The organism is Methanolacinia paynteri, assembly GCF_000784355.1.
GTDB classification, from domain to species: Archaea; Halobacteriota; Methanomicrobia; order Methanomicrobiales; family Methanomicrobiaceae; genus Methanolacinia; species Methanolacinia paynteri.
Window position 1 is genome coordinate 115,227 of record NZ_KN360929.1, and the last position, 21,227, is coordinate 136,453.

The window sequence follows — 21,227 nt, forward strand, 5'->3', positions numbered from 1 at the left end:
GTCCTCCGCACTTTTTTCCTGTATTCTGTACGCAGGAGAAATAGAAAAAAAAGGCTCTTTGTTGATCTGTGTGGGTACAAAAAGCAGATTTCATTACTTTCGGCAACCCTTCGCCGCGAGCCGTCCGGCGGCATGACCGCCGGTGCCGGGGTTGCCTAAGTAAGATATGTAAGCAATATAGCAAAAAAAAGAAAAAAGAAGTTTAAAGAGCCACGATAAGCGACTCTTTGGAGATCTGGCCGACGAGTTTCTGGTCGTTTACGACAGGAACTGAGCTGATATTTTTGTTTACCAGCAGGTCGACGATCCCGGCGATGTCCGTTTTGGCATCGACGGTGATCGCAGGCGACGTCATGATGTCGCTGACGAACAGGTTCCTGACCTGGTACTCCTGGTGCTTGTCGCCGACCGCAGAGCGGAACTCGCGGAGAGATTTTGCGATATCGGTCTCGGTCACTACCCCGATCACTCCCGTCTCGTCGGTGACAACAAATTTCGTCACGTTCTCGTCGAGCATCCTCCGCCTCAGGTGGACAACCCTCTCGCCGGGGTGGATCGTGTGCGGAGCCTGCATGATCTTGTCCGCAGGGATTTCAGGCTTTACAACCTTTAACAGGTCGGTCGCATCCACTTTTCCGATCAGCTTGTGATCGCTGTCGAGAATGACGACGATCTTGAACTCCTGCAGCAGCGGGACCAGTACGTCCACGGGCTCGTCCGGGTAAGCGGACGTAAACGCTTCGTCGATGCCGCTTGCGACATGTATCTTCGTGGGAGATACGGTAGAGGTTTTTTTGCTTCCAAGTGTATCGGCAATCGCCTTTCTTGATATTGTCCCGACAACCGTCCCGTTGTTCGTTACTATCAGGGGATCGGCGGCCTCATCAAGCATTTTATCGAGAGCTTCCGTTATTGCAGCGGATTTTGCTATGGCAACAGGCTTTGACATTATATCTTTTATTAACAGATCTTCATTCATCTGAAACACCTCCAGTGGGGAATATTATTATATTTTTCCTCTTTCCGTTCTCAGGTTCCCCCGCCATACGACAGGGGCACTTCATCTCATTTCAATAATCTTTACCGGGTGACGAATTCCCGTTTCCTGACTGCGATAGCAGTCTTACAACATCGAATTCCGTTATCACCCCTACAAGGTTGGAGTCTTCGATAACAGGGAGTGCACCGACATTCTTCTCGATCATCTGTATCGCGGCATCTCTTGTAGAGACGTCCGGAGAAGTCGTGTAGAGATTTCCAGACATGACATCTCTTACAGATACCGAGATTATGTCCGAGACATCCCCCGTAACCATATTTTTGAACACACCTCCGTTTCCAACATACTTCATTATATCCATCGCCGTGATTATGCCGAAAAGGACATCTTCGCTGACTACGGGAAGTCTCCTGAATTTATGCGAGATCATCTCCTTTGCGACATTTGTCACCGTGTTGTCCGGCGACGTTATATACGGCGAACGTGTCATCACATCCCTGACATTGAGAGGGCTGTCCTGGTAGTTCATTACCTTTAAGACGTCCCTCTCGGTGACGATGCCTTTTATGGCGCCGTCCGCATCAAGGATCGGGATTCCGCCGCATTTCTTCTCGACTATCAGGGATGCAACCTCCTGTATCCGGGCGTTCTCCCTTACCGAGAGAACCTTTGGGCTCATAATCTCGCGGACGCTGTCGTTCAAAGCCGAGATTACGTTTCCTTTATGTTTCCTGGACACCAGGTTGAATTTCTCTCCTCCCCCGATGAAATTTATGATATCGCCGGCGGTGACGATTCCGAGAACCTTTCCGGTTCCGGAATCTGTTACAGGAAGCCTCCTGAAACCTTTCTCCGCCATCGTTTCGACGGCACCTATTATGCTCATCCTCGGAGAGACTGTTATGACATCAGCGGTAGAAATTTCGCTGACATGTCTGTTATTGTAGTTTATATTGTTCTTGCCGTTTTTTTGCATTAAACCATCCTGTTTTTATTCGCACATGAAACGGATATATCATGCACATTTCACGGGGAAACCGCCCGGCAGTTCCCCGTATTTATTTTCTGCATTCATACTGCGGATCGGGGGCACAATAAGAGCCCAGCCATGACCTGCAGTAATTGCATTACATTATATTCCGGTTTTATGCCTCGGACTGTTGAGGTCATCGGGGTGGCACATGGAGTTAATCCACATCGTCCCCCCTGCGGCACTTCGAACACAGCATTCTCCCGTCGTCAACAACGAGGTCGTCGCTCATCATACCGCAGGAATCACATATCCCTGTCGAAGAATCGTCGGTGATGGACTTCTCATATCCGTTGTTGACCTTTATCAGCTCGGACATTATCTCGTTCATCGCGTTTGAGACCGAGAGAATGTCCCTGACGGTTACAAGGCCTACGACCTTGTCCCCTTCAACAACAGGAAGTCTTCTCACTTTATTTTTCACCATCATGTGAGTTGCATCGCCAACGGTTTTGTCAACATCAATTGTGATCAACGGGGTACTCATGATTTCACTGACACGTACTTCACTCGGTTTTTTGTCTTTGGCAACAACCTTACAGTTGATATCCTCCTCCGTAACTATACCCTTTGGCAGGTTATTCTGTAGCACTATGCAACTTCCGACTTCGTCGCGGCACATCTTTTCTGCGGCCTTTGCAACAGTCGCTTCGACACCGATAGTGGTGGGATTATATCTCATCGCCTCCTTTACCGGAACGCCGACTTCAAATCGGATTATGTCGTATTTTTTTTCACTCACATGACTCACCTCCATCCCCGCAGGAAAACTCCTGCAGAGAGAGGGTCTACAATTTAACCTATCGCCCTGTCTCTATAAAAGGATACTGACAAAGACATTTCATAAAAAAGAAAAAATATTGAAGGATATTATTCAATCATCCTTTCATTCGATGCAAAGAAAATATATTTCCCAAAAGAGACATGATATTTAGTATATAATGTACAATATTACCGTTACATAATATTAGTTGATATGCTGGAGTTAGTACAAAGATGAGTTTTCTTATTCGAACCAAACAAAAATTTTCCAGGTTCTTTAAGGGCCTGATGAAGAAAAAGCAGATGCGGGTGGGTATATACGGGCCCCCAAATGCAGGAAAAACAACTCTTTCAAACCGGATAGTCAGGGACTGGACAGGAGACGCCGTCGGCCCTGTAAGCGAGATCCCGCACGAAACAAGGCGTGCGAGAAGAAAAGAAGGGGTTACTATCTCTGACGAAACGGGGAATTCGGTCACTATCGATATCGTCGATACGCCGGGTGTTACGACGAAGATCGACTACAAGGAATTTCTCGAGTACGGAATCGAGGCAGACGAGGCCATCGTGCGGGCAAGGGAGGCGACGGAAGGTGTTGCAGAGGCCATGCACTGGTTGAGAGAGGATATCGACGGGGTTATATATATGCTCGATTCCACGCAGGACCCGTTCGTCCAGGTAAATATAATGCTGATAGGAATTATCGAGAGCAGGGATCTGCCTGTAATTATCGTTGCAAATAAGACGGATCTTCCGGATGCAGCTCCTTCAAGGATCAAGAGCGCCTTCCCGCAGCACCCGGTTATTTCAATCTCAGGGCTTGAGGGAACGAACGTGGAGGAGCTCTACGATAAAATGATCGAGTACTTCGGGTGAATAAAATGATACAGGGAGTTCAGATAGACCTTATATCGGCCGACCGCCTCGAAAGACTCACGGCGCTGGAGAAAGTCAGGCTGATTCTTGAAAAGGTCATGGAAGGAAATGTCGTTGTCCTTGAAAAAGGCCTGACTGCGGACGAGCAGAGCCTTCTTATCGAGACAACGATGAGGGAGATTACTCCCGACGGATTTGCCGGAATAGAGATGGAGACATATTCCGGGGGACCGGCCGAAAGCCACAAGGGTGGCGGCGGACTGTTCGGCGGTCTCTTCGGCAAAAAGGAATCTCCAGGCCGCCTTACAGTAATAGGGCCTGCAAACCAGATGAAGACGCTGAAGAAGGACAAGGATCTCATCAGTGCCTGGGTATCCTCAAGGTGAAACCTGATAATGCCACACAAGTGTACTAAATGCGGCAGGGAGTTTAAGGACGGTACGACCGACATCCTGAAGGGCTGCCCCAGTTGCGGAGGAAAAAAGTTTCTCTACATCAAGCCTGAAGATCTTCATAAGGATATTCTTGAAGAGAAGAGCATAGAGGATGTCATCGAAGAGAAAAAGGATTCTCTTCTTGAAGTGAGCAGCAGCAGGGACGAAGAGCCGGTCGAGATATACGAAAGAATTGAAAGCATTCGTGTTCTCAACCCGGGATCTTACGAACTCAACCTTGAAAAGCTCGCGAAGAGCGACGAGATGGTGATGCAGATGGGCAAGGACGACAAGTACATCGTCGATCTGCTTTCGATGGGGAAGGTAGAGAAAGACAAAAAAAAGAAGAAGAAAAAGTAAATTTTTTATGTATCTTTTAAAAAATATTTCTCTTGACTTTTAAGAATTAATATATATAAATATAATGTGTAACACTATCACTTCCATTGGAATTTGCTACTGTAAGCATCACATTTTTCCAGCCACTAGAAGTATATGTATATACATGCGTAGGATTCTGCTCTGTTGAAGTTTGACCATCATCGAAATCCCATTCCCATGATGTCGGATCGCCCTCAGACTCATCCGTAAAGTAGAATGTTGTAGAATACCTAGAGCCCGAATTTGGAGATACCGTGAATTCAGCAACGACCGGTTCAATCAACTCATAACTATCCGCACTACACATCAGATATGTAGCACTGCTGCTGAGCTGGAATAAATTGCCGCTGTTCGGGTACATATTATTGATATGAACCTCAGGAGTTTCCGTTGGTGACCAGGGCAGAATCTCGGTTCCGTCAACTACCAGATATGTCTGGACACTGTATCCCGGATAAGGAACAACTATTGACAGCGTCGAATGCATATCGGAGAAACCGGACACCTCTGTATTTGAAAGTGATCCATGACCAGAGGAACGTACTCCGTTTATATACAGGTTGACATCATCAAATTCGAGAGTAGAGATTCTCCCAGAGTTGCTATAAATAGAACCGTCCTGATCATCCCTCAGGACAATACGAACATTTGTTCCAACCGGAAGATTAACAGAGGAACCTCTGAAGTAGAGATAAGAATAATAACCCGTTACATTAAATTCAAGTTCACTGCCTGAAGTGAGATAAAAGGGCCTGTGGGTATTAAGGAGAATATCCGAGCGTGACTCGATTACGGTGATATAGTCGGTCTTCTCCTCAATATCATAGCCCATTGCATTCGAAGCTCTCAGGCTTACATTGTAAATTCCCGGTGAAGTGTACACATGCTCGGGGTTCTGATCAGTGGATGTCTCTCCATCGCCGAAGTCCCAGAGCCAGGAATCTGCACATCCTGCAGAGAGAGAGGTGAAGTTGACTGTAAGCGGAGCTGAACCTTCGGTCACATCAGCCTCGAAGTCGGCTGTTGGCACGGTACAGTAGTCATCCAGGCAGAAGTTCTCCATATACTCGACATCTGTTGATCCGGCGGGGGCCCACTTGAGATATAATACTGCAACCTCCTCCACTTCGTACATCATTACCTTTATGGGGTGGTATCCTTCGGTCAGATGAATGGGGACTGACGAGGATTCCGGCGGATGATCTTCCCAGTTGTCGATCAATGGCGTATTCATATCGTCTATCCACAGTCGCGAGCCGTCGTCCGATGTAAGGTTGAAGGTATAGTCATCCTCGGTATCGACGAGGAAGTACCCTTCGTACATTACGCTGAAATACTCGGTCCTCTGGATAAGCGGGTACGGCCAGTTCGGGATGTCGCTCTCATAACCGTATTCTTCGTATCCCCAATCATTTGCAAACCTGAGTCTTTGCGATACGTCTACAACAGGCGTTCCCGCAAAGTTGGTGTTCCTGTAGTAATACCCGGTAAGGCCGGTATTCTCGCACGTGCTTGTCGCCAATACGGAGATGTAAGCCGTTTTCGTCTCGGTGTCGCTCCCGTCGGCGTTGGTCACTGTCAACGAGACCGTAAAGTTTCCGAATGAAGAGTATAAATGAACAGGATTCTCTTCGGTCGAGTTTGTGCCGTCACCGAAGTCCCAGAACCATGAAGTAGGACTTCCTGTAGATTGATCGGTAAACTGAACCGACAGGGGCAGGGGTCCCGAAGTGATATTGGCAGTGAAGTCCGCATCCGGGGGAGACGGAGTTACCCCGTTCACAACGATATATTCTGGTTTTGTCTTGATAGCCGAGCCGTTAGCATTTGATACGGTAAGCGTTACAGTATATCTTCCTTCCCCGTTATAGGTATGAGAGGGGTTTTGACTCGTCGAATTTTTGCCGTCCCCAAAGTCCCAGTACCAGGAAGTAGGACCTCCTGACGACATATCTGTAAAGGAGACGGATAATGAACCAATCCCGCCGCTTCTCGGAGTTCCAGAGAAATCTGCAGATAATACCGAGGTAATTATATATCCCTCTCCGCTTGATGCGATCAGGCTTCCCTGCCCTCCTTTCGTGGATATTAGAAGTATCTGGCTGTAATCACTTTTACCCTCGATTACAAGTGTTTCCCCGACATCCCAGGAATCCCATTCTCCTCCGATCTCATTCCCGCCGTCCTGACCAAGGAGCGTTATTTCAGAGGGAGAATAATCTCTACCGTCCACACGGACAATAAATTCCCCGCTCCTGAGAGAGTCCCCCCCGTTATGATATAAAAGAAGGTCTTCATCGGTAGTATCGGGGATCAATGACAGGCTGGGAATTTCTGTAGGAGTACTCTGGCCCGTGATAAATACGCCCACCATGGCGATTCCCACGACAACAAGAGAGATCATTAATACTACACCGATGAGCTCTGAAACGGCCTCATATCTTTGGATTTCATCAATCTCGATGTCGTTTCTCTTCAGAGTGCATCAACCCCGGAACAATATTGAATATGACTGAACAAACCAGTGAAAAATATTTAACAATTGACACAGGCAATTCAGTAACACCAGTATAGTGTATTCTAACTATTCATAGATATTTAAATGCGTTGTGTTGCTTCAGGCTCGTTAGGAAATAACCTGGAGATGATTCCTGGAAGCCGGCCGGAAATTTCTGCAATTATGTTCCTCTTTTCCGTCATTCCTGCCGAACTATAAACAAACCACCGGTTTTCAGGAACAGGTCCAGCCATAAAAAAAGACTTAATCAACCGAGGATCATATCAGGGATTTCAGAAAAAAAGAAAATTATTCAAAAAGAGACTAATTTCCAAACGGGTAATCTTCCGGATCGCTGATATAATTGGCAATGTTCCTGAATTCGACATCTGTTCCATAGTCGACATAGAACCCGTCTCTTGCAATAACTACTCCTTCAAAATAACTACCATGGAAAGTGACCCTCCCGTAAGGAGCGAATAAAACACCCGTTACATGATAGGCCCATTGGTTCACATAAATATTAATATCCCCACCAGATACAATGACAATATTTTCTGCGCTGTTATAATAATAAACTACAGTCGAATAGCTGTTATCGTCATATATTTTTATTCCGCTTACCAGAGAAGAAGTGTTGACATAATTATGATTGTCATACCATTGCTCTGATCTTGTATCAGGAATTGGAATTTCAAGGAATACGGGCATTGAAAAATCCGGGACAGAAGCCACAGGATGACATTTGTTAAGGATATAATTAGAGCATCCGCCTAGATTTGAGAGCGAGCCGGTATAATAGATAGATACGCCGTTGTCAATATTTGGACACCATCCACCAGGTTCGGCCAATACCACATTCCCATCAACATAGATATCATCGGACACATGACCACCGTTCAAATGCAGATCTCCTTTGACATGCGCCTCTCCGTCGATGTTGCCATTATTGAAATAAAGATCTCCGTCAGTATAGAGAACTCCAGAAATACCAGTATATAGCACGACATTTCCACCTACATAGATCTCATCGCCATATACCCTGCTATTACCAGTAAGATCCAGATTGTCTGTAATATATATTAATCCGGGGAGAGTCGTAGAACCAAGATACTGACTACCTGAAAGTTCGACGGAGCCGTTGACGTAAATATTTGAGACATATATCTTTGCGTTGCCGTTCAAATCGCCGGATAATATATCTCCTGTTATGATAACAGTCGAGTTTTCACCAACAATTGTGTCCCCTTTAAAATCCAACTTGGTTCCGTACACGAAGACACTCTCATTCGTGACAAAGTCCGAGAATCCGAAGACTGTTACGTTAATTGTAGTGGAGTTACATCCTCCTTCATTACAGGCAGTCAGAGTAACTGAATATGTGCTTGAATTGTTATACGTATGTACCGGCGGGTTTTTTAATGCTGAAGAGGTATTGTCCCCGAAATCCCAGGACCAGAATGTAGGATCACCGGTAGACAAATCTTCGAAAGAGACCTCAAGCGGTGCATACCCCGAAGCAGGAGTGGAAGTGAAGTTTGCAACAGGAGCAGGAATTCCGGGCCCGCATGTGAGGCTTTCAATGACCGTAGGATTCCTGGAATCAGTAGATACTATTTGAATTACAGTACCTTCAGTGCATGGGAGAGAGCTTTCAAGAATGTCTCCGACTGAAAATGTGATCCAGGGATCACCCTCAGGCGTCTCAAAATCATCGGTACGATCGGCTCCGTCCACGAGTATCTGCGTGGTCTCCCTGGAGAGTGTGTCCCCCCCCTGGTGAAGCAGATTGATATTCCCGTTTCCATCGACGGTACTGACCCTGAGTGCAGGAGTTTCTACAGCAGAAGTGCCCGAAAAAACGACTATCGCCAGCATCCCGATGACGACGGCGATAACAGCAGTAAGAAGAAGAGCACCGATCAGCTCCGCCACAGCTTCCTCATCCCCGGAAATCATTCCTTTTACAGACAAATCTTTACTACACTTCATTTTTAATCCCTTTTCCCGGACCTTAATGGCATAACCCGCATAAGGCTTTTTCTACATCAGGTAAAAGTCGCCGCAACAGACTGGAGTGAAACGGTATAATTGGCATACCAATAATGAATCTCGTCAAGATTTGTTACTGTAGTACGGTTGCCGCCCGTAAGATTCGCGTTTCCCCCGAGCTCCCGGATAATGCTCCGCCAAGCCTTTGCAGATGATTCATCCCTGAGTGTCAGGTTTATGGTATACGGGTCTCCTAAAACCGGTTCAAATATATTTTCTTCTGTACTGTCATTCAGTAAGGTATCGATACGAACCTGGCCCTCTCCGCTGATCGAGGTCGTTCCCGATCCTCCCATATCAAGATTTACGAGCACCAGTGTGGCCGTCTGACCATTTGGACTGAAGCTGAAAGTAGGGGCGACCCTGTTTACCGTCCCGTCGCTTTGCTTGAGAAATACACCTCCCAGCTCGTAGTAATAGGTCTGCGGTATCCAGTAGTTATTCATCCCTTTATACTGGACACTCCCTATCTCTTCGTTCATGAGAATGCCGCTGCTGTTGCTTATTTCGAACCATTCGGAACCATTTTCCAGGGAAATTGTCCCTGAAGATCCAAAGGGCCTCATGAAAAACAGAAAAAGCCCCTGGCTGTATGTTGCTCCGCCCTGTGAGCCGAGCACGAGTGAATTAGAGAGAGTGACGCCCTTGGGACCTTCACCTGTCGCGGGATTATAATTGATCCACAGCGAATCGGCCGTAATCTTATATTGCGTGAACCAGTCCTGGACATAACCCATGTGCTCGATCTCCTGCTGCCTCCCGTCCGCAGGAACTACATAGATGACCCAGATTGAAAGAAATATCATAATCAGGGCAAGGATCATGATAAATCCTATTACCTCGGAAAGGCCTTCTTCACTATTTATACGATTCATTCTCCAGGTACCCGTGTTTTAAGATATTAATGCTTTATTAAATCACTAAAAATTAATTATTCTTCCGCTGACAGAACCTACATATTGTTAATCTCGGACTAATAATATATAAGGCACATGCAAATGAACAGGCAGGAAAAGATACACTGGGCTGATGTAATTGCCGCAGAAGTCCGGCAGGATATTCCTCACAGGATCGCTACCGGGATTACACCGTCGGGTCCTATCCATATCGGCAATATGAGAGAGGTCCTTACAGGCGACATCGTATACAAGGCCATGCAGGAGAGGGGCCTTGAAGTAGAACTCATGTACAATGCGGACGAATTCGATCCCTTAAGAAAGGTCTACCCGTTCCTTCCTGAAGAATACAGCAAATATATCGGGATGCCGATCTGCGACATTCCGTGCCCCTGCGGGAAGCACAAAAGCTATGCCGAACATTTCCTCGAACCTTTCCTGAACTCGCTCGAAGAACTCGATGTAAAACCGAAAGTCCTCAGGTCGAGCGAACTATACAGGTCGGGAATGTTCACCGAAGAGATCAAAACCGCACTTGAAAACGCACCGAAAATTAAGGAGATCCTGGAGACCGTTTCAGGGAGGCAGCTCCCTGACAACTGGGTGCCGTTCTACCCGATATGCAGCAGCTGCGGAACTATCTCTAACGCAGAACTTCTCGAACACGATCCTGAAAAACACCTTGTCAGGTACAGGTGCGGCTGCGGCGATGAGGGAGTGTGCGACTACTCGAAAGGAGAGGGCAAACTCGTATGGCGTGTCGACTGGCCGATGAGATGGAAGGCGCTCGGGGTCACGATCGAGCCATTCGGAAAGGACCACGCTGCAGCCGGCGGCTCATACGATACGGGCAAAAAGATAGTGGAAGAGATCTTCGGCGGCTCCGCACCGTTCCCCGTCCCGTATGAATGGATCAGTCTCAAGGGAAAAGGGGCGATGGCATCGTCCACCGGAGTTGCGATAACAATAGACTCGATGCTCGAGATCGTTCCGCCGGACGTCCTGAGGTATCTCATAGTAAAGACGAAACCCGAGAAGGCGATCACATTCGATCCCGGCATGGGCCTGCTCTCGCTTATCGACGAATACTCTAAAATTGCAGAGAAGGGAGAAGGACGGGAGTATGAGTTCTCAAAGATATCGAGCGTTGCAACCGACATCCCGTTCAGGCATCTTGTAACCGTCGTGCAGACTGCAAGAAATGAGAACGACATCTTCGAGATACTCGAGAGAAGCGGGTACAATGTAACAAACCGCGATGCCGTGATCAGGAGAGTTCACAGGGCGGAGAAATGGGTGGAAAAATATGCTCCCGATATGGTGAAGTTCACCGTTGCAAAGGAGCTGCCCCCCGAATGTGCCGAACTTTCCGACGGACAGAAGAAAGCCGTATCGAACCTGATTGAGAAATATTCAGCTCTTAGCACCTGGAATGCCGAAGATCTTCATAATGAGGTCTACGAAGCGGCCGAAGGAGCGGGAATCGATTCGAAAGAGCTATTCACGGCTATATACATCTCGATACTCGGAAAGCAGAGAGGGCCGCGTGCAGGGTGGTTCCTCGAGGCGCTCGGCAGGGATTTCGTGATCGAAAGGCTCAAAGAAACGGTGGATTAAAGTGCTCAGTAAAGGATGCAGGCAGTGCCACAAAGGCGCAAAGATGGTGCTGTTCGTTACAGGCATGTGCGAGAAGGACTGTTGGTACTGCCCGATATCCTACGAAAGAAAAAATAAAGACAAGACATTTGCAAACGACAGGCTCGTCGAGAAACCCGAAGACATGCTGGAAGAGGCCCGGAATATGGACGCCCTCGGGACCGGAATTACCGGGGGAGAGGCGCTTCTTGAGACTGAACGCGTTACATTCTATGCCAGGATGCTGAAGGCGGAGTTCGGGGACGAGCACCACATCCACCTGTATACCGGAACGGCACCCTCGAAGGAGAGGTTAACGAGACTGAAAGGTCTTGTCGACGAGATCAGGTTCCACCCGCCGCAGGAGTTGTGGGACAATATCCTCGAAACCGATTATATCAGGGCGATAAAGGATGCAAAGGAGCTCGGAATGGAGGCGACGATCGAGGTGCCGTCGCTCCCGGGCCTTGAAAAACTCATCCCCGTTCTTCCCCTTGTCGATTACCTGAACATAAACGAACTCGAATGGAGTGAGACGAACGCTGCCGCGATGAGGGAGAGGGGGCTGAGTCTCGAAGACGATTATCATAATGCCGTTCCGGGAGCGAAGAAATGGGCCGGAGAGCTTCTTGCCGCAGACGACAAGGTCCACTGGTGCTCCTCGACCTTCAAGGACTCTGTTCAGCTCCGTGAAAGGCTTAAGAGAATAGCTGATAACACTGCACGTCCGTTCGAGGAGATCACCGAAGACGGGACCGTTGTCTACGGGGTGCTGATCCCGTCGGGAACTGTCCCGGAGGATCTCGACGAAGAACTCTGCGAGATCTTCGACGACAGGATCGAACTTGCATGGTGGCTGCTTACCGAATATCCCGACGACTTTCCGGGAGACAAAAAGATAATTGAAAGGTACCCTAATAATGGAATGATTGTCGAGGTGACACCAGTTTGAGAAAGCCGGGACAGGTGCTGGAATCTTTTTACGAGAGACGTATACTAGGGCAGTGCAGGCATATCCCGGATCATATCGCTATCATCCAGGACGGGAACAGGAGATATGCAAAAGAGAGAGGGATCGATGTCGCGATAGGACACAGGATGGGAGCCGAGAAGACAAATATGGTCCTCGAGTGGGCAAGAGATATAGGTGTCAGGCATCTTACGCTCTACTGTTTTTCCACCGAAAATTTCAACAGATCGGAATACGAACAGAACGAGCTGTTTAAACTCTTTACTGAAAAAGCCATGGAAACCCTTGAAGATGAGAGGGTTCACGAAAACAGGATACGATTCCAGATGGTAGGCGACCGCGATCTTGTTCCGGAAGATCTCCTGAAAAGGATTGAAAAAGTTGAGGAAGTCACAAAAAAATACAACAATTTTACAATAAATCTTGCTCTCGCCTACGGCGGCAGAAACGAGATCCTCCATGCGACAAAGAGCATCCTGAGCGATATTGAAAAAGGCGTCCTGCGTCCTGAGGATATTAACGAAGACATGATCAACGCCCACCTCTACCACGGCATGAATATCCCCCCGGTGGATCTGATCATAAGGACGGGGGACGACAAAAGAACCTCGAACTTCCTGCCGTGGCTTGCAAACGGAAACGAATCGGCGGTATATTTTTGCGCACCCTACTGGCCGGTATTCCGGAAGATCGACCTCTTAAGGGGCATCAGGGTCTTCAGCAACAGAGTAGACAGCTCTTATTTGCCGTAACGCCTTTTCCGGGTCTGGTAATCGCGAAGGGCTCTTAATAGATCCAGTTTTCTGAATTCACTCCAGTTTACGTCGGTGAAGAACAATTCAGAGTACACCGACTGCCATATCAGGAAGTCGGTCAGGTGACTTCCGCCGGCTTTTATTACAAGGTCGGGTTCGTACCTGAAACTCAGGTGCGATTCTATCATCTTCTCATCGACGTCTTCAGGATGTACTTTTTCCTGTGCCATTTGCCGTATCCCACGGACTATCTCTTCTCTGCCGCTTACGCCAATTGCTACATGGACGTCTGCACCTTCGCCTGCGACGAATTTCTCGCCTGCGCAATAGAGGTTTACCTGTGCGAATCCGGAGATTTCTTTTAACTTTTCAAGGAAAGATTTCAATCCCTCGGGATTGTCCGTATCGACATGAAACGTGATATGGCGGATTCCCATATCGCAGCACCATTTTGCCACTTCATTGGTTTTCTCCGGGGCATCGGCGACATCCCTGTCAGTCAGCATAAAGCATACGGATTCGGGAGGATTTGTAATCCCCTTCTTCAGCCTGCTTTCGTAATACCGCCTTATAAGCATGTCAATTGATGCCCCAAAGACATTCCAGTCGTTCGGTGTATGTCTGTGGTTAAGAGTCAACCACAAACTAACTAATTCTTTTTCTCTTTATTACATAAATATATACTAATTGAATTTCGAGAAATAAGGGATACAATATGCTGTACTTTGTTGGATTAGGACTCTTTGATGAGAAAGATATATCAATAAAAGGTCTTGAGCGCATAAGGGACTCTGACGAAATTTTTCTTGAGTCATACACCTCGCGTCTCACGGGAACGAATATTCAAAAAATGGAGCTCCTTTACGGAAAAAAACTCACCATTCTCGGGCGCCATGATGTAGAGAACGAACCTGAAAAAATTCTGGAGGCTGCAAAAAAAGGCGATGCAGTGTTCCTCACCGGCGGCGATCCGATGGTATCGACCACGCATTCGGATCTTCGCATCAGGGCCATGAGGGAGGACATAGAGACCGCAATAATCCACGCGTCGTCCATACAGAGTGCCGTGTGCGGGCTCTCCGGGCTCCAGAACTACAGGTTCGGGAAATCATGCTCCGTTCCATACCCTGAGAAGGGATGGTTCCCTACGACACCTCTCAATACGATCCTGAAGAATCTTGACGATAACCTGCACACTATCGTCTTTCTCGATATCAAACCAGACAGGTTCATGACTGTAAACGAGGGGATAGAGATTATCGAGCAGATGGCAGGGATGGAGAACAAGACTCCTCCGAAGCTCTACATAGGAATTGCACGGGCGGGATCTGATGCACCGGCGGTTATTGCGGGCGATGCCGAAAAACTGAAAGCGGCAGACTTCGGAGATCCGCTTCACATCCTTATCGTTCCGGGAGAGCTTCATATGATGGAGCAGGAATATCTCGAAACTTTTGCTGGGTTATGAAGATCGAAGCCGCAGGGGATCTGCTGAAGGAAAAGATCGAATCCTCGTCGATATCTCCCCCGGAGAAGACACCCCTGTACAGGGCCGCCGGGGAGATCATAGAGATGGCCCTCGCCTACCTGAGCGACGGCGGCACATTCCTTGAGTCGGGCGACGAGGTAAATGCTCTTGCATCATATGCATACGGACTGGGATGGCTGGATGCCGGAATATACGCAGGACTGATATCGTGCACGACAGATATCGGGTTCACGACTCTGGAATGTGACGAAGAGATACCGGAAACGCTCGGGGAGCACCTTAAGGAAAAGACAGGGAGATACCACCGCATGCTGGACTCTGCCGTCAGCGGTGTCGCACCTGCATCGGATAAAGAAAGTCCTGTCTTTACTGCAGCGACTGATATTATGGATATTGCCGGGAGGCATCTTACGGAAGGGTCGGGCTATGAACAGGGAAGAGAAGGTGGGACCAGCCTTTCTTCTGCGCTCTGGCATTTCAGTTACGGCTACGGGTGGCTGGATGCCGGTGTCCGAATCGGAATCCTCTCGATTACAGGAGACAGGGCATTGTTCACTGTCTGAAATCAGGAGAATTTATTCAACTTTTTGGATTGAGATCTGAATCCGTCAGAACCTTAAAGGGTTTATATGTGGCAGTACTAAACTTTTCAGGAGATTTGGATTAATATATGGATAGGAATCAATGGAAATGGCTCGCGGTTTCAATCGTATTCAGTATAATTGTTCTTGCACTTGTTCTCTATTTTACCATAGACGAGCAGACTATAACTTATCTTCAGCAGTTAAAGCCCGAATATCTTATTGCGGCCCTGTTACTGCATATGCTCTCCCTGTGCTTCTGGTCGATGAGGATCAAGATGATGTCCCAGTCGCTGGGATATAAGGTCCCGTTCCTCCACTGCATGAATATGGTGTTTGCAAATCTCCTTATCGCCGCTGTGACCCCTTCTCAGGCAGGAGGAGAGCCTGTCAGAATACACGAACTGTACCGAGCCGACGTTCCGCTGGGCGACGCTACGGCAATTGTCATTATGGAGAGGGTTCTCGACGGAATCCTGCTGGGAATAATAGGGGGAGTCGCAATGTTTCTCCTGTGGATCGGTGCGGAAGAGCTCGGCCTCACCATAACGATTCCGCTTCTCTTCATGTGGATTTTGATCGTCGGGTTCGTGGTTCTCTTTGCATATTCGGTTAAGAATCCGGAGTTTCTCAAGAGGCTGATCAAAAAGGTCTCCGGGTGGTTCACGAAACGCTGGCGTGCGGAAAAGATTGAGAAGCTTACAAAAGATATCGACGAAGAGGTCGACAACTTCAACTCAGCACTGAAAAATTACGTGAGCCACTCGAAGAGAGGGCTTATGTGGGGAGCTCTCTTCACTGTCCTCTACTGGTTCTCGGAGTTCTACATCGCTTCGCTCATCCTGATGGGACTTGGTGAAGGGCCGCATATCGTTGAATCGTTTGTGGCACAGATTATTATTGCTATAATCATGATGATCCCGCTTACACCGGGAAGTTCTGGTATCGCGGAACTCTCGGCAACCTCCCTGTATGCACTCTTCGTTCCGTCCGCGATAGTGGGCATATTCGTGGTCCTGTGGAGGCTTATTCTCTATTACTTCAATATCTTCCTCGGGATCTTCGGGACGGTCATAATTGTCAAGCGCGAGGTCGTCAGGAAGGCGATAAAGGATAAGATCGCAAAGGCAGGCGCGGGTCTCCAGAAAAGGGAATAGAAAAAATAAAGGGATCAATAACTTTTTTTAAATAAATTTTGAAGCCATAGATTTTCTGGAGATTCACAAAGGAATGAATAAAAAATATTTCCCTATATCAAACAATGGCGTCTCAATCCCTGCAGTCCTCTGGGGGAAACCGGGTAAAAGACTATTGATTGAAGTGCACGGGAATTATTCAGGTAAAGAAGATACGGTTATAGCGATGATGGCACAAATCGCCGTATCCGCCGGTTACCGGGCCTTAAGCTTTGATCTTCCGATGCATGGAGAACGACAGGATGACAATTATGAATGCAATCCTCAAAATTGCGTAAGCGATCTTAAGGCGGTCTACGATTATGCAGAAACGATTTCGTCGGAAATCAGTTTATTCGCATGCAGTATCGGTGCCTATTTCAGCCTCCTTGCATATCATGATCTTGATTTGGAGCAAATCCTGTTCCTGTCCCCGGTTGTGAATATGGAACGTCTTATCGACAATATGATGAAAAAATACGGTATAAGCGAAGAGAGATTGAACACCGAAGGCAGGATTCAGCTCCCTGAAGGTCAGGTCCTGGATTATAATTATTACCGCTATGTGAAGGATAATCCGGTTTCATTCGAATGGAGATCGCCTACGTCGATTCTTTATGGTTCAAAGGACGATCTGTCGGAATGGGAAGAGATCTCAAAATTTTCATCAGGATATCAAGCGCCGGTTACGGTCCTCGAAGGCGGAGAGCATTTCTTCCATACCGACGAACAACTTCAGGCATTTGATTCGTGGGCGAGGGAGACTCTGGGCGGATCGATAATTTAGTTCTCCCTCCAGTTAAAGGAACAAATTCAGGAGATATAATGGACGATAATTCTATCAGTGAGTGGAATAATGCTGCTACCGGATATTCCAGATCACAGGAGAATTCCCCTTATTCTTTATTCAACAAAGAATATGTAAAATCATTCTTTGTTCATGATCTTCATGGTTTCAGTATACTTGATGCAGGCTGCGGAGACGGATATTATGCGAATTTTTTTCATAAGCAGGGAGCAGATGTAACCGGATGTGACGGATCGTCTGAAATGCTGAAGATAGCAAAAGAAAAGTACCCGGAAATAAAATACGATTTATTGGATTTGGAAGAAGAATTACCCTATTCCGATGAACAATTCGACATTATATTCTGCAACCAGGTTTTAATGGACCTGAAAAATCTGCCAGATACCATAGCAAATTTTTCAAGAATACTAAAAGACGCGGGACACTTCTATTTCTCTGTCGTTCATCCCTGCTTTTACCTGGGCGACTGGGAAACTGATGATAAAGGAAAAAAAGTGTATAAAAAAATAACAAACTACCTGTCTCATTATTCTGAAAAAAATAATTTCTGGGGAACTACTACTCATTATCACCGACCTGTTTCCGATTACCTGAATATTTTATACAAAAACAATTTGGTACTTGAGAGATTAATGGAGCCGCCGATATTCACCGGGGGGGATGATGACTCTACATTAAGGATTCCGCTTTTCCTATTCGGAATAATGAAAAAATATTCATAAGCGGAAAAAAATAATTTTGGATTTATCCGATGAATTTCCTGATTCCTGCAGCGGCAAGGATGTCGTTCTGCATCTCGAAACAGTTGTTGCCTGTTATATCGGCAATGATTTTATTCGTGATATTCGTATGATCGGGGTTAGTTTCGAAATCGAAATGATCCTCTACAAATTCCATTATGCCTTCAGGAATATAGGGCGATTCAGGGTTCAGGTATCTCAGCGAATCGAGAATGTCCTGTTCGAAGTTCACGTAGACTTCATGGAGATATTCCAGATCGTTCTCTTTTAATGCGGACAGGCCGAGAATCTCAGGTGGAACTCCTATTGAATACATCGCCGCCGTGAATGTGATTGCCCTCGGAAGTTCGATATCGCCGGAGGACCTGGAGTAGCCGAAGAGTCCTATATGGAGCTTCCGCTTCCTTCTCTGCGGCACGTAGGGTGCAACCCTGTTGACGAGTCCTGCAAGCTCTTTCAGGTGCCTGTTGTACTCCGCAGAGTAGCGTTCGATAAGATCTGTGCATCTTTCTTCCGAGATCTCAGGCGCAGGGTTTACAGGCGCTTCTTTTAATTCTTCTACCGCTTTTCGCACGTCTTCTGCAGGGTAGTCGTACTTGAATGCGGACTGGACAGTGAAGGTCCATGCCCCGGGGTATTCGGCAAGTGTCCGCCGGATCGTATCGGGCCTGAGATTTCCCCTGAACGGTGCGGAGCCCGCACCGATTATCGGGAGAACGGGAACACCGGTCGCTTCGGAAACTGCACCGGCTTTATAGAGGCCGATCTTGTTAAGCAGTACTGCGCCGATCAGCCCGTAATTCATTGCGGGATCTGAGCGGGCGAAGAAAACCCTCTGGTAATCAAGTTTTTTGCCGTCGATATAACGCCTGAGTATCTTATCCGAATTAAGGATGCTCTTCATATCCTCGAACAGCGGAATTACGTTTATCTTCTCGGGCCGAATGTCGCCAACCCAGTCGGCAACAGTGCAGTCACGGCCTCCAAGACGCTTGTCCTTTTTGCCTACGACAAAATCACGGTAATACTGGTAGATGTTGTCGATTGATTCGAACGAAGAGGTCATCGGGAGGATTACCTCAAATATCGGGGGGGAATCGTTTTTGTAAAAAAGACTTGCCAGGTCGAACGATCTCGGGATGCTTTCGAGAGTCTCAAGCAGGATCTTTCCCTCTGTATGCTCGATCTCAGGGTTCGGAACCCTCAGCGTTAGGAATTTTTCCCTGCCGATCTGTCTCTCCCTGAAATAATCCCCGTATCTCGAGAGGAGTTTTTTTACGACGAAACTATCTACTTCCTTTCCCTCGCAGTCCCACATCTGCTCGTCGCACCCAAGGTTTGAATAGACATAATAGGCCTCAACCACCTCGTCTTCACCCTCCAATATAGGGTTCTGGGCAAAGAAAGGCGGATGAACGTTGTCCGGATGCTGGGTGCTCATGCATCTCGGGACATGACTATAATCTGCGGACATATTAACACACTTGTCAACCGCGATTCAAATCATAGTTGACAATATAGGTTCGTTTTGAATAATGTAATCTTTTCGGTGAAGATTCCCTATAAAACTACGATCCAGAACCACGATCTAAAACCGATAAAATATCCGGGTCCGGTTTGCTTTAAATGAATATTGTATATCCAAAAAATGGTGAGAGAGGTTTAGTCCCTGTGTATCGGGTCCATCACCTTTCCGCTGTCTGCACCGATTACAACGGTACAACCTGTAATTGATCTGATGTACCAGTGAGGTTCAGTCACACCCGGGTATAATACATAGTAGAGAGTCATTTCCGTGAATGCGTCACCGCAGTCGAGTTTATGGAATATATTGATCGCTTCCTTGAAATCGATCTTATAAGTGTCAAACGCTCTAACGCCAAGCGGGCATTTAATCTCAACCGGCCGGGTCATCCCGATAAGCGGTGGTTGTGCAGCGTAATATGAATAGCAGACTCCACTTGCTGCATCCTTTACCACATAATTCCACCCGGCAACGTCTTTTGCTTCTTTTGCATATCCATGCTTGAGCTGAGCTTTTTTCGACATCAGTCCCTTGAAGGTCACGCCTTCGCCAAGATTGGCTGCTGCCAATTTCAAATGTTCTTCTTTCATTTTGAGCCCCCCTTAATTTTTTAAGTTAAGGGATTTCTTTCAAAAAGGTACAGAATGACTACTCTGCCCCCAATGAAAGCCAGGAGAATGCGTATACAACGTCTCCTTTAACGCCCCCATATGATTTGATCGGCAATAAATGTTTGTTCGTATAATTAGGTAAGACAAAATCAAAGAGTAAAGCGAGTTTGTTCTCTGATCTGTCGGTATTTCTGCTTTAATTTTTGTAAAGGCTTAAGCCTCCCATGACCAATTTATTGAGGTTTTGGATCTCGAGGGCCTAAGCCCCTTCGGGGCAGCCCCATGCTCAGTTCGTTTCGCGAACTTTCGCAATGATGATAAACCGGCCTGGACGCTACCCATCCGGGTAGCCTCGGCCGTGAGAGAGTTACTATTATGTTTATTTCACACAAAGAAGCCATTAGATTCATCGGAAAAACACAAGGAGCCGGAGGGACGCTTGCCCGTCCCGACGGCGACCTATCGCGATCAGGGGGAAGGTTGAAGGGAGGGGGATGTGCCTCCTCCCTTCTCTGACATTAAAGAAAACAGAGCTTACGCTCTAAGAATAAAGTCACAACGAAAAACCATACCTTTTGGTATTCAATCAAAAGTCACAATAAAACAAACTCAATACCTAACGGTCTTCTTCAAAATTTCACGTAAGAACAGTTCGCAACCCTTACCGGGATTGCAGCGGGGGATGGTTCCCGAGAACTCGCGTATCTCAGTACAGCATCCTGCGTGGGTGGTCTTAACTTCCGGGTTCGAAACGGGTCCGGGTGTGACACCACCGCTATGGCCGCAAACGTCAGACTCCGGTCATGAACCGGGCGTTTGCACCTGATGAAGATCAAATTGACCCTCATCATAAATATCTGACTGTATAGTGTGTGCACAGAAGGATTTCGTCTGGATTTCAGCGGTATTAGCCAATTGCTGAATTATCGGGCGTTAGTGCTTGTGGACTGAACACGTCGTTGCCTTCGTGCGTACATCCCAAGTCTATCAAACGAGTCTTTTACTCGTGC

Annotated in this window: 20 protein-coding genes and 2 rRNA genes; 11 read left to right on the plus strand and 11 right to left on the minus strand. The window is 47.2% G+C overall.

Annotated elements, in window-relative coordinates:
• Positions 1 to 202: 202 nt before the first annotated feature.
• From METPAY_RS06065 to METPAY_RS06075, 3 genes are all read right to left on the minus strand, one after another.
• A complete protein-coding gene (locus METPAY_RS06065) occupies positions 203 to 979 on the minus strand; it encodes a CBS domain-containing protein (protein WP_048150331.1) in 777 nt (258 codons plus the stop codon).
• A gap of 91 nt (positions 980 to 1,070) precedes the next feature.
• The gene (locus tag METPAY_RS06070) at positions 1,071 to 1,976 is read right to left on the minus strand and encodes a CBS domain-containing protein (protein WP_048150270.1); all 906 of its coding nucleotides are present in this window, start codon (positions 1,974 to 1,976) and stop codon (positions 1,071 to 1,073) included.
• 211 nt (positions 1,977 to 2,187) lie between these two features.
• Entirely contained in the window at positions 2,188 to 2,772 is a 585-nt protein-coding gene (locus METPAY_RS06075) for a CBS domain-containing protein (RefSeq protein WP_013328697.1), read from the minus strand.
• A gap of 254 nt (positions 2,773 to 3,026) precedes the next feature.
• On the opposite strand from METPAY_RS06075, the gene METPAY_RS06080 reads away from it, so the two are divergent.
• Genes METPAY_RS06080 through METPAY_RS06090 form a run of 3 tightly spaced genes read left to right on the plus strand, consistent with a single transcriptional unit; the run spans position 3,027 to position 4,462 of the window.
• Complete coding sequence (locus tag METPAY_RS06080) at positions 3,027 to 3,668, plus strand: Era-like GTP-binding protein (protein ID WP_013328696.1); 642 nt, start codon at positions 3,027 to 3,029, stop codon at positions 3,666 to 3,668.
• Positions 3,669 to 3,673: 5 nt separating this feature from the next.
• The gene (locus tag METPAY_RS06085; RefSeq protein ID WP_013328695.1) at positions 3,674 to 4,054 is read left to right on the plus strand and encodes a DUF2073 domain-containing protein; all 381 of its coding nucleotides are present in this window, start codon (positions 3,674 to 3,676) and stop codon (positions 4,052 to 4,054) included.
• A 9-nt stretch (positions 4,055 to 4,063) separates the two neighbouring features.
• Complete coding sequence (locus METPAY_RS06090; protein ID WP_048150271.1) at positions 4,064 to 4,462, plus strand: Zn-ribbon domain-containing protein; 399 nt, start codon at positions 4,064 to 4,066, stop codon at positions 4,460 to 4,462.
• 46 nt (positions 4,463 to 4,508) lie between these two features.
• Here the strand turns inward: METPAY_RS06090 and METPAY_RS15630 are convergent, their stop codons facing one another.
• From METPAY_RS15630 to METPAY_RS06105, 3 genes are all read right to left on the minus strand, one after another.
• Positions 4,509 to 6,962 carry a PKD domain-containing protein gene (locus METPAY_RS15630; RefSeq protein WP_306413917.1) on the minus strand — a complete coding sequence of 818 codons (2,454 nt, stop codon included), beginning with the start codon at positions 6,960 to 6,962 and terminating at the stop codon, positions 4,509 to 4,511.
• Between the two features lie 342 nt (positions 6,963 to 7,304).
• Positions 7,305 to 8,972, minus strand: a complete 1,668-nt coding sequence (locus METPAY_RS06100; RefSeq protein WP_084600707.1) for a PKD domain-containing protein — start codon at positions 8,970 to 8,972, stop codon at positions 7,305 to 7,307.
• 56 nt (positions 8,973 to 9,028) lie between these two features.
• Positions 9,029 to 9,907, minus strand: coding sequence for a DUF7289 family protein (locus METPAY_RS06105; protein WP_048150276.1), 879 nt, complete (start codon positions 9,905 to 9,907; stop codon positions 9,029 to 9,031).
• A 123-nt stretch (positions 9,908 to 10,030) separates the two neighbouring features.
• On the opposite strand from METPAY_RS06105, the gene lysS reads away from it, so the two are divergent.
• Genes lysS through uppS form a run of 3 tightly spaced genes read left to right on the plus strand, consistent with a single transcriptional unit; the run spans position 10,031 to position 13,285 of the window.
• On the plus strand, positions 10,031 to 11,545 hold the full coding sequence (lysS, locus tag METPAY_RS06110) for a lysine--tRNA ligase (RefSeq protein WP_048150277.1): 1,515 nt from the start codon (positions 10,031 to 10,033) through the stop codon (positions 11,543 to 11,545).
• 1 nt (position 11,546) lies between these two features.
• Entirely contained in the window at positions 11,547 to 12,515 is a 969-nt protein-coding gene (locus METPAY_RS06115; protein WP_048150278.1) for a radical SAM protein, read from the plus strand.
• On the plus strand, positions 12,512 to 13,285 hold the full coding sequence (uppS, locus tag METPAY_RS06120) for a polyprenyl diphosphate synthase (protein ID WP_048150280.1): 774 nt from the start codon (positions 12,512 to 12,514) through the stop codon (positions 13,283 to 13,285). The genes METPAY_RS06115 and uppS overlap by 4 nt, the downstream gene beginning before the upstream one ends.
• Here the strand turns inward: uppS and METPAY_RS06125 are convergent.
• Positions 13,273 to 13,926, minus strand: coding sequence for an undecaprenyl diphosphate synthase family protein (locus tag METPAY_RS06125; RefSeq protein WP_306413916.1), 654 nt, complete (start codon positions 13,924 to 13,926; stop codon positions 13,273 to 13,275). The two genes, uppS and METPAY_RS06125, sit on opposite strands and share 13 nt — an antisense overlap.
• Before the next feature lie 77 nt (positions 13,927 to 14,003).
• Between METPAY_RS06125 and dph5 the strand changes: the two genes are divergently transcribed.
• The 5 genes from dph5 to METPAY_RS06150 all read left to right on the plus strand — a co-directional run bounded on the left by dph5 (position 14,004) and on the right by METPAY_RS06150 (position 18,063).
• Positions 14,004 to 14,756 (plus strand): diphthine synthase, encoded by a 753-nt coding sequence (dph5, locus tag METPAY_RS06130; protein ID WP_048150282.1) that lies wholly within the window; start codon positions 14,004 to 14,006, stop codon positions 14,754 to 14,756.
• A complete protein-coding gene (locus tag METPAY_RS14170; protein WP_052418700.1) occupies positions 14,753 to 15,340 on the plus strand; it encodes a DUF357 domain-containing protein in 588 nt (195 codons plus the stop codon). Before dph5 ends, METPAY_RS14170 begins: the two co-directional genes overlap by 4 nt.
• A gap of 107 nt (positions 15,341 to 15,447) precedes the next feature.
• Complete coding sequence (locus METPAY_RS06140) at positions 15,448 to 16,515, plus strand: lysylphosphatidylglycerol synthase transmembrane domain-containing protein (RefSeq protein ID WP_048150284.1); 1,068 nt, start codon at positions 15,448 to 15,450, stop codon at positions 16,513 to 16,515.
• A gap of 73 nt (positions 16,516 to 16,588) precedes the next feature.
• Positions 16,589 to 17,320, plus strand: coding sequence for an alpha/beta hydrolase (locus METPAY_RS06145; protein ID WP_048150285.1), 732 nt, complete (start codon positions 16,589 to 16,591; stop codon positions 17,318 to 17,320).
• A 38-nt stretch (positions 17,321 to 17,358) separates the two neighbouring features.
• Positions 17,359 to 18,063, plus strand: a complete 705-nt coding sequence (locus METPAY_RS06150; protein ID WP_052418701.1) for a class I SAM-dependent methyltransferase — start codon at positions 17,359 to 17,361, stop codon at positions 18,061 to 18,063.
• A 22-nt stretch (positions 18,064 to 18,085) separates the two neighbouring features.
• Here the strand turns inward: METPAY_RS06150 and ppcA are convergent, their stop codons facing one another.
• From ppcA to METPAY_RS15280, 4 genes are all read right to left on the minus strand, one after another.
• Positions 18,086 to 19,555 (minus strand): phosphoenolpyruvate carboxylase, encoded by a 1,470-nt coding sequence (ppcA, locus tag METPAY_RS06155; protein WP_048150286.1) that lies wholly within the window; start codon positions 19,553 to 19,555, stop codon positions 18,086 to 18,088.
• Between the two features lie 188 nt (positions 19,556 to 19,743).
• On the minus strand, positions 19,744 to 20,196 hold the full coding sequence (locus METPAY_RS06160) for a hypothetical protein (protein ID WP_048150291.1): 453 nt from the start codon (positions 20,194 to 20,196) through the stop codon (positions 19,744 to 19,746).
• A 688-nt stretch (positions 20,197 to 20,884) separates the two neighbouring features.
• A 5S ribosomal RNA gene (gene rrf / locus METPAY_RS06165) occupies positions 20,885 to 21,006 on the minus strand.
• A 125-nt stretch (positions 21,007 to 21,131) separates the two neighbouring features.
• Positions 21,132 to 21,227: ribosomal RNA gene (locus METPAY_RS15280) — 23S ribosomal RNA — on the minus strand; the annotation flags it as partial.

Excerpts from the sequence above, each read along its gene's own strand:
- METPAY_RS06085 (WP_013328695.1), top strand. The coding sequence starts at position 3,674 with ATGATACAGGGAGTTCAGATAGACCTTATATCGGCCGACCGCCTCGAA.
- METPAY_RS06070 (WP_048150270.1), bottom strand. The coding sequence starts at position 1,976 with ATGCAAAAAAACGGCAAGAACAATATAAACTACAATAACAGACATGTC.
- METPAY_RS06105 (WP_048150276.1), bottom strand. The coding sequence starts at position 9,907 with ATGAATCGTATAAATAGTGAAGAAGGCCTTTCCGAGGTAATAGGATTT.
- METPAY_RS06145 (WP_048150285.1), top strand. The coding sequence starts at position 16,589 with ATGAATAAAAAATATTTCCCTATATCAAACAATGGCGTCTCAATCCCT.
- METPAY_RS06090 (WP_048150271.1), top strand. The coding sequence starts at position 4,064 with ATGCCACACAAGTGTACTAAATGCGGCAGGGAGTTTAAGGACGGTACG.
- METPAY_RS06065 (WP_048150331.1), bottom strand. The coding sequence starts at position 979 with ATGAATGAAGATCTGTTAATAAAAGATATAATGTCAAAGCCTGTTGCC.
- lysS (WP_048150277.1), top strand. The coding sequence starts at position 10,031 with ATGAACAGGCAGGAAAAGATACACTGGGCTGATGTAATTGCCGCAGAA.
- METPAY_RS06080 (WP_013328696.1), top strand. The coding sequence starts at position 3,027 with ATGAGTTTTCTTATTCGAACCAAACAAAAATTTTCCAGGTTCTTTAAG.
- METPAY_RS06160 (WP_048150291.1), bottom strand. The coding sequence starts at position 20,196 with ATGAAAGAAGAACATTTGAAATTGGCAGCAGCCAATCTTGGCGAAGGC.
- METPAY_RS06150 (WP_052418701.1), top strand. The coding sequence starts at position 17,359 with ATGGACGATAATTCTATCAGTGAGTGGAATAATGCTGCTACCGGATAT.
- METPAY_RS06100 (WP_084600707.1), bottom strand. The coding sequence starts at position 8,972 with ATGAAGTGTAGTAAAGATTTGTCTGTAAAAGGAATGATTTCCGGGGAT.
- METPAY_RS06140 (WP_048150284.1), top strand. The coding sequence starts at position 15,448 with ATGGATAGGAATCAATGGAAATGGCTCGCGGTTTCAATCGTATTCAGT.
- METPAY_RS14170 (WP_052418700.1), top strand. The coding sequence starts at position 14,753 with ATGAAGATCGAAGCCGCAGGGGATCTGCTGAAGGAAAAGATCGAATCC.
- ppcA (WP_048150286.1), bottom strand. The coding sequence starts at position 19,555 with ATGTCCGCAGATTATAGTCATGTCCCGAGATGCATGAGCACCCAGCAT.
- dph5 (WP_048150282.1), top strand. The coding sequence starts at position 14,004 with ATGCTGTACTTTGTTGGATTAGGACTCTTTGATGAGAAAGATATATCA.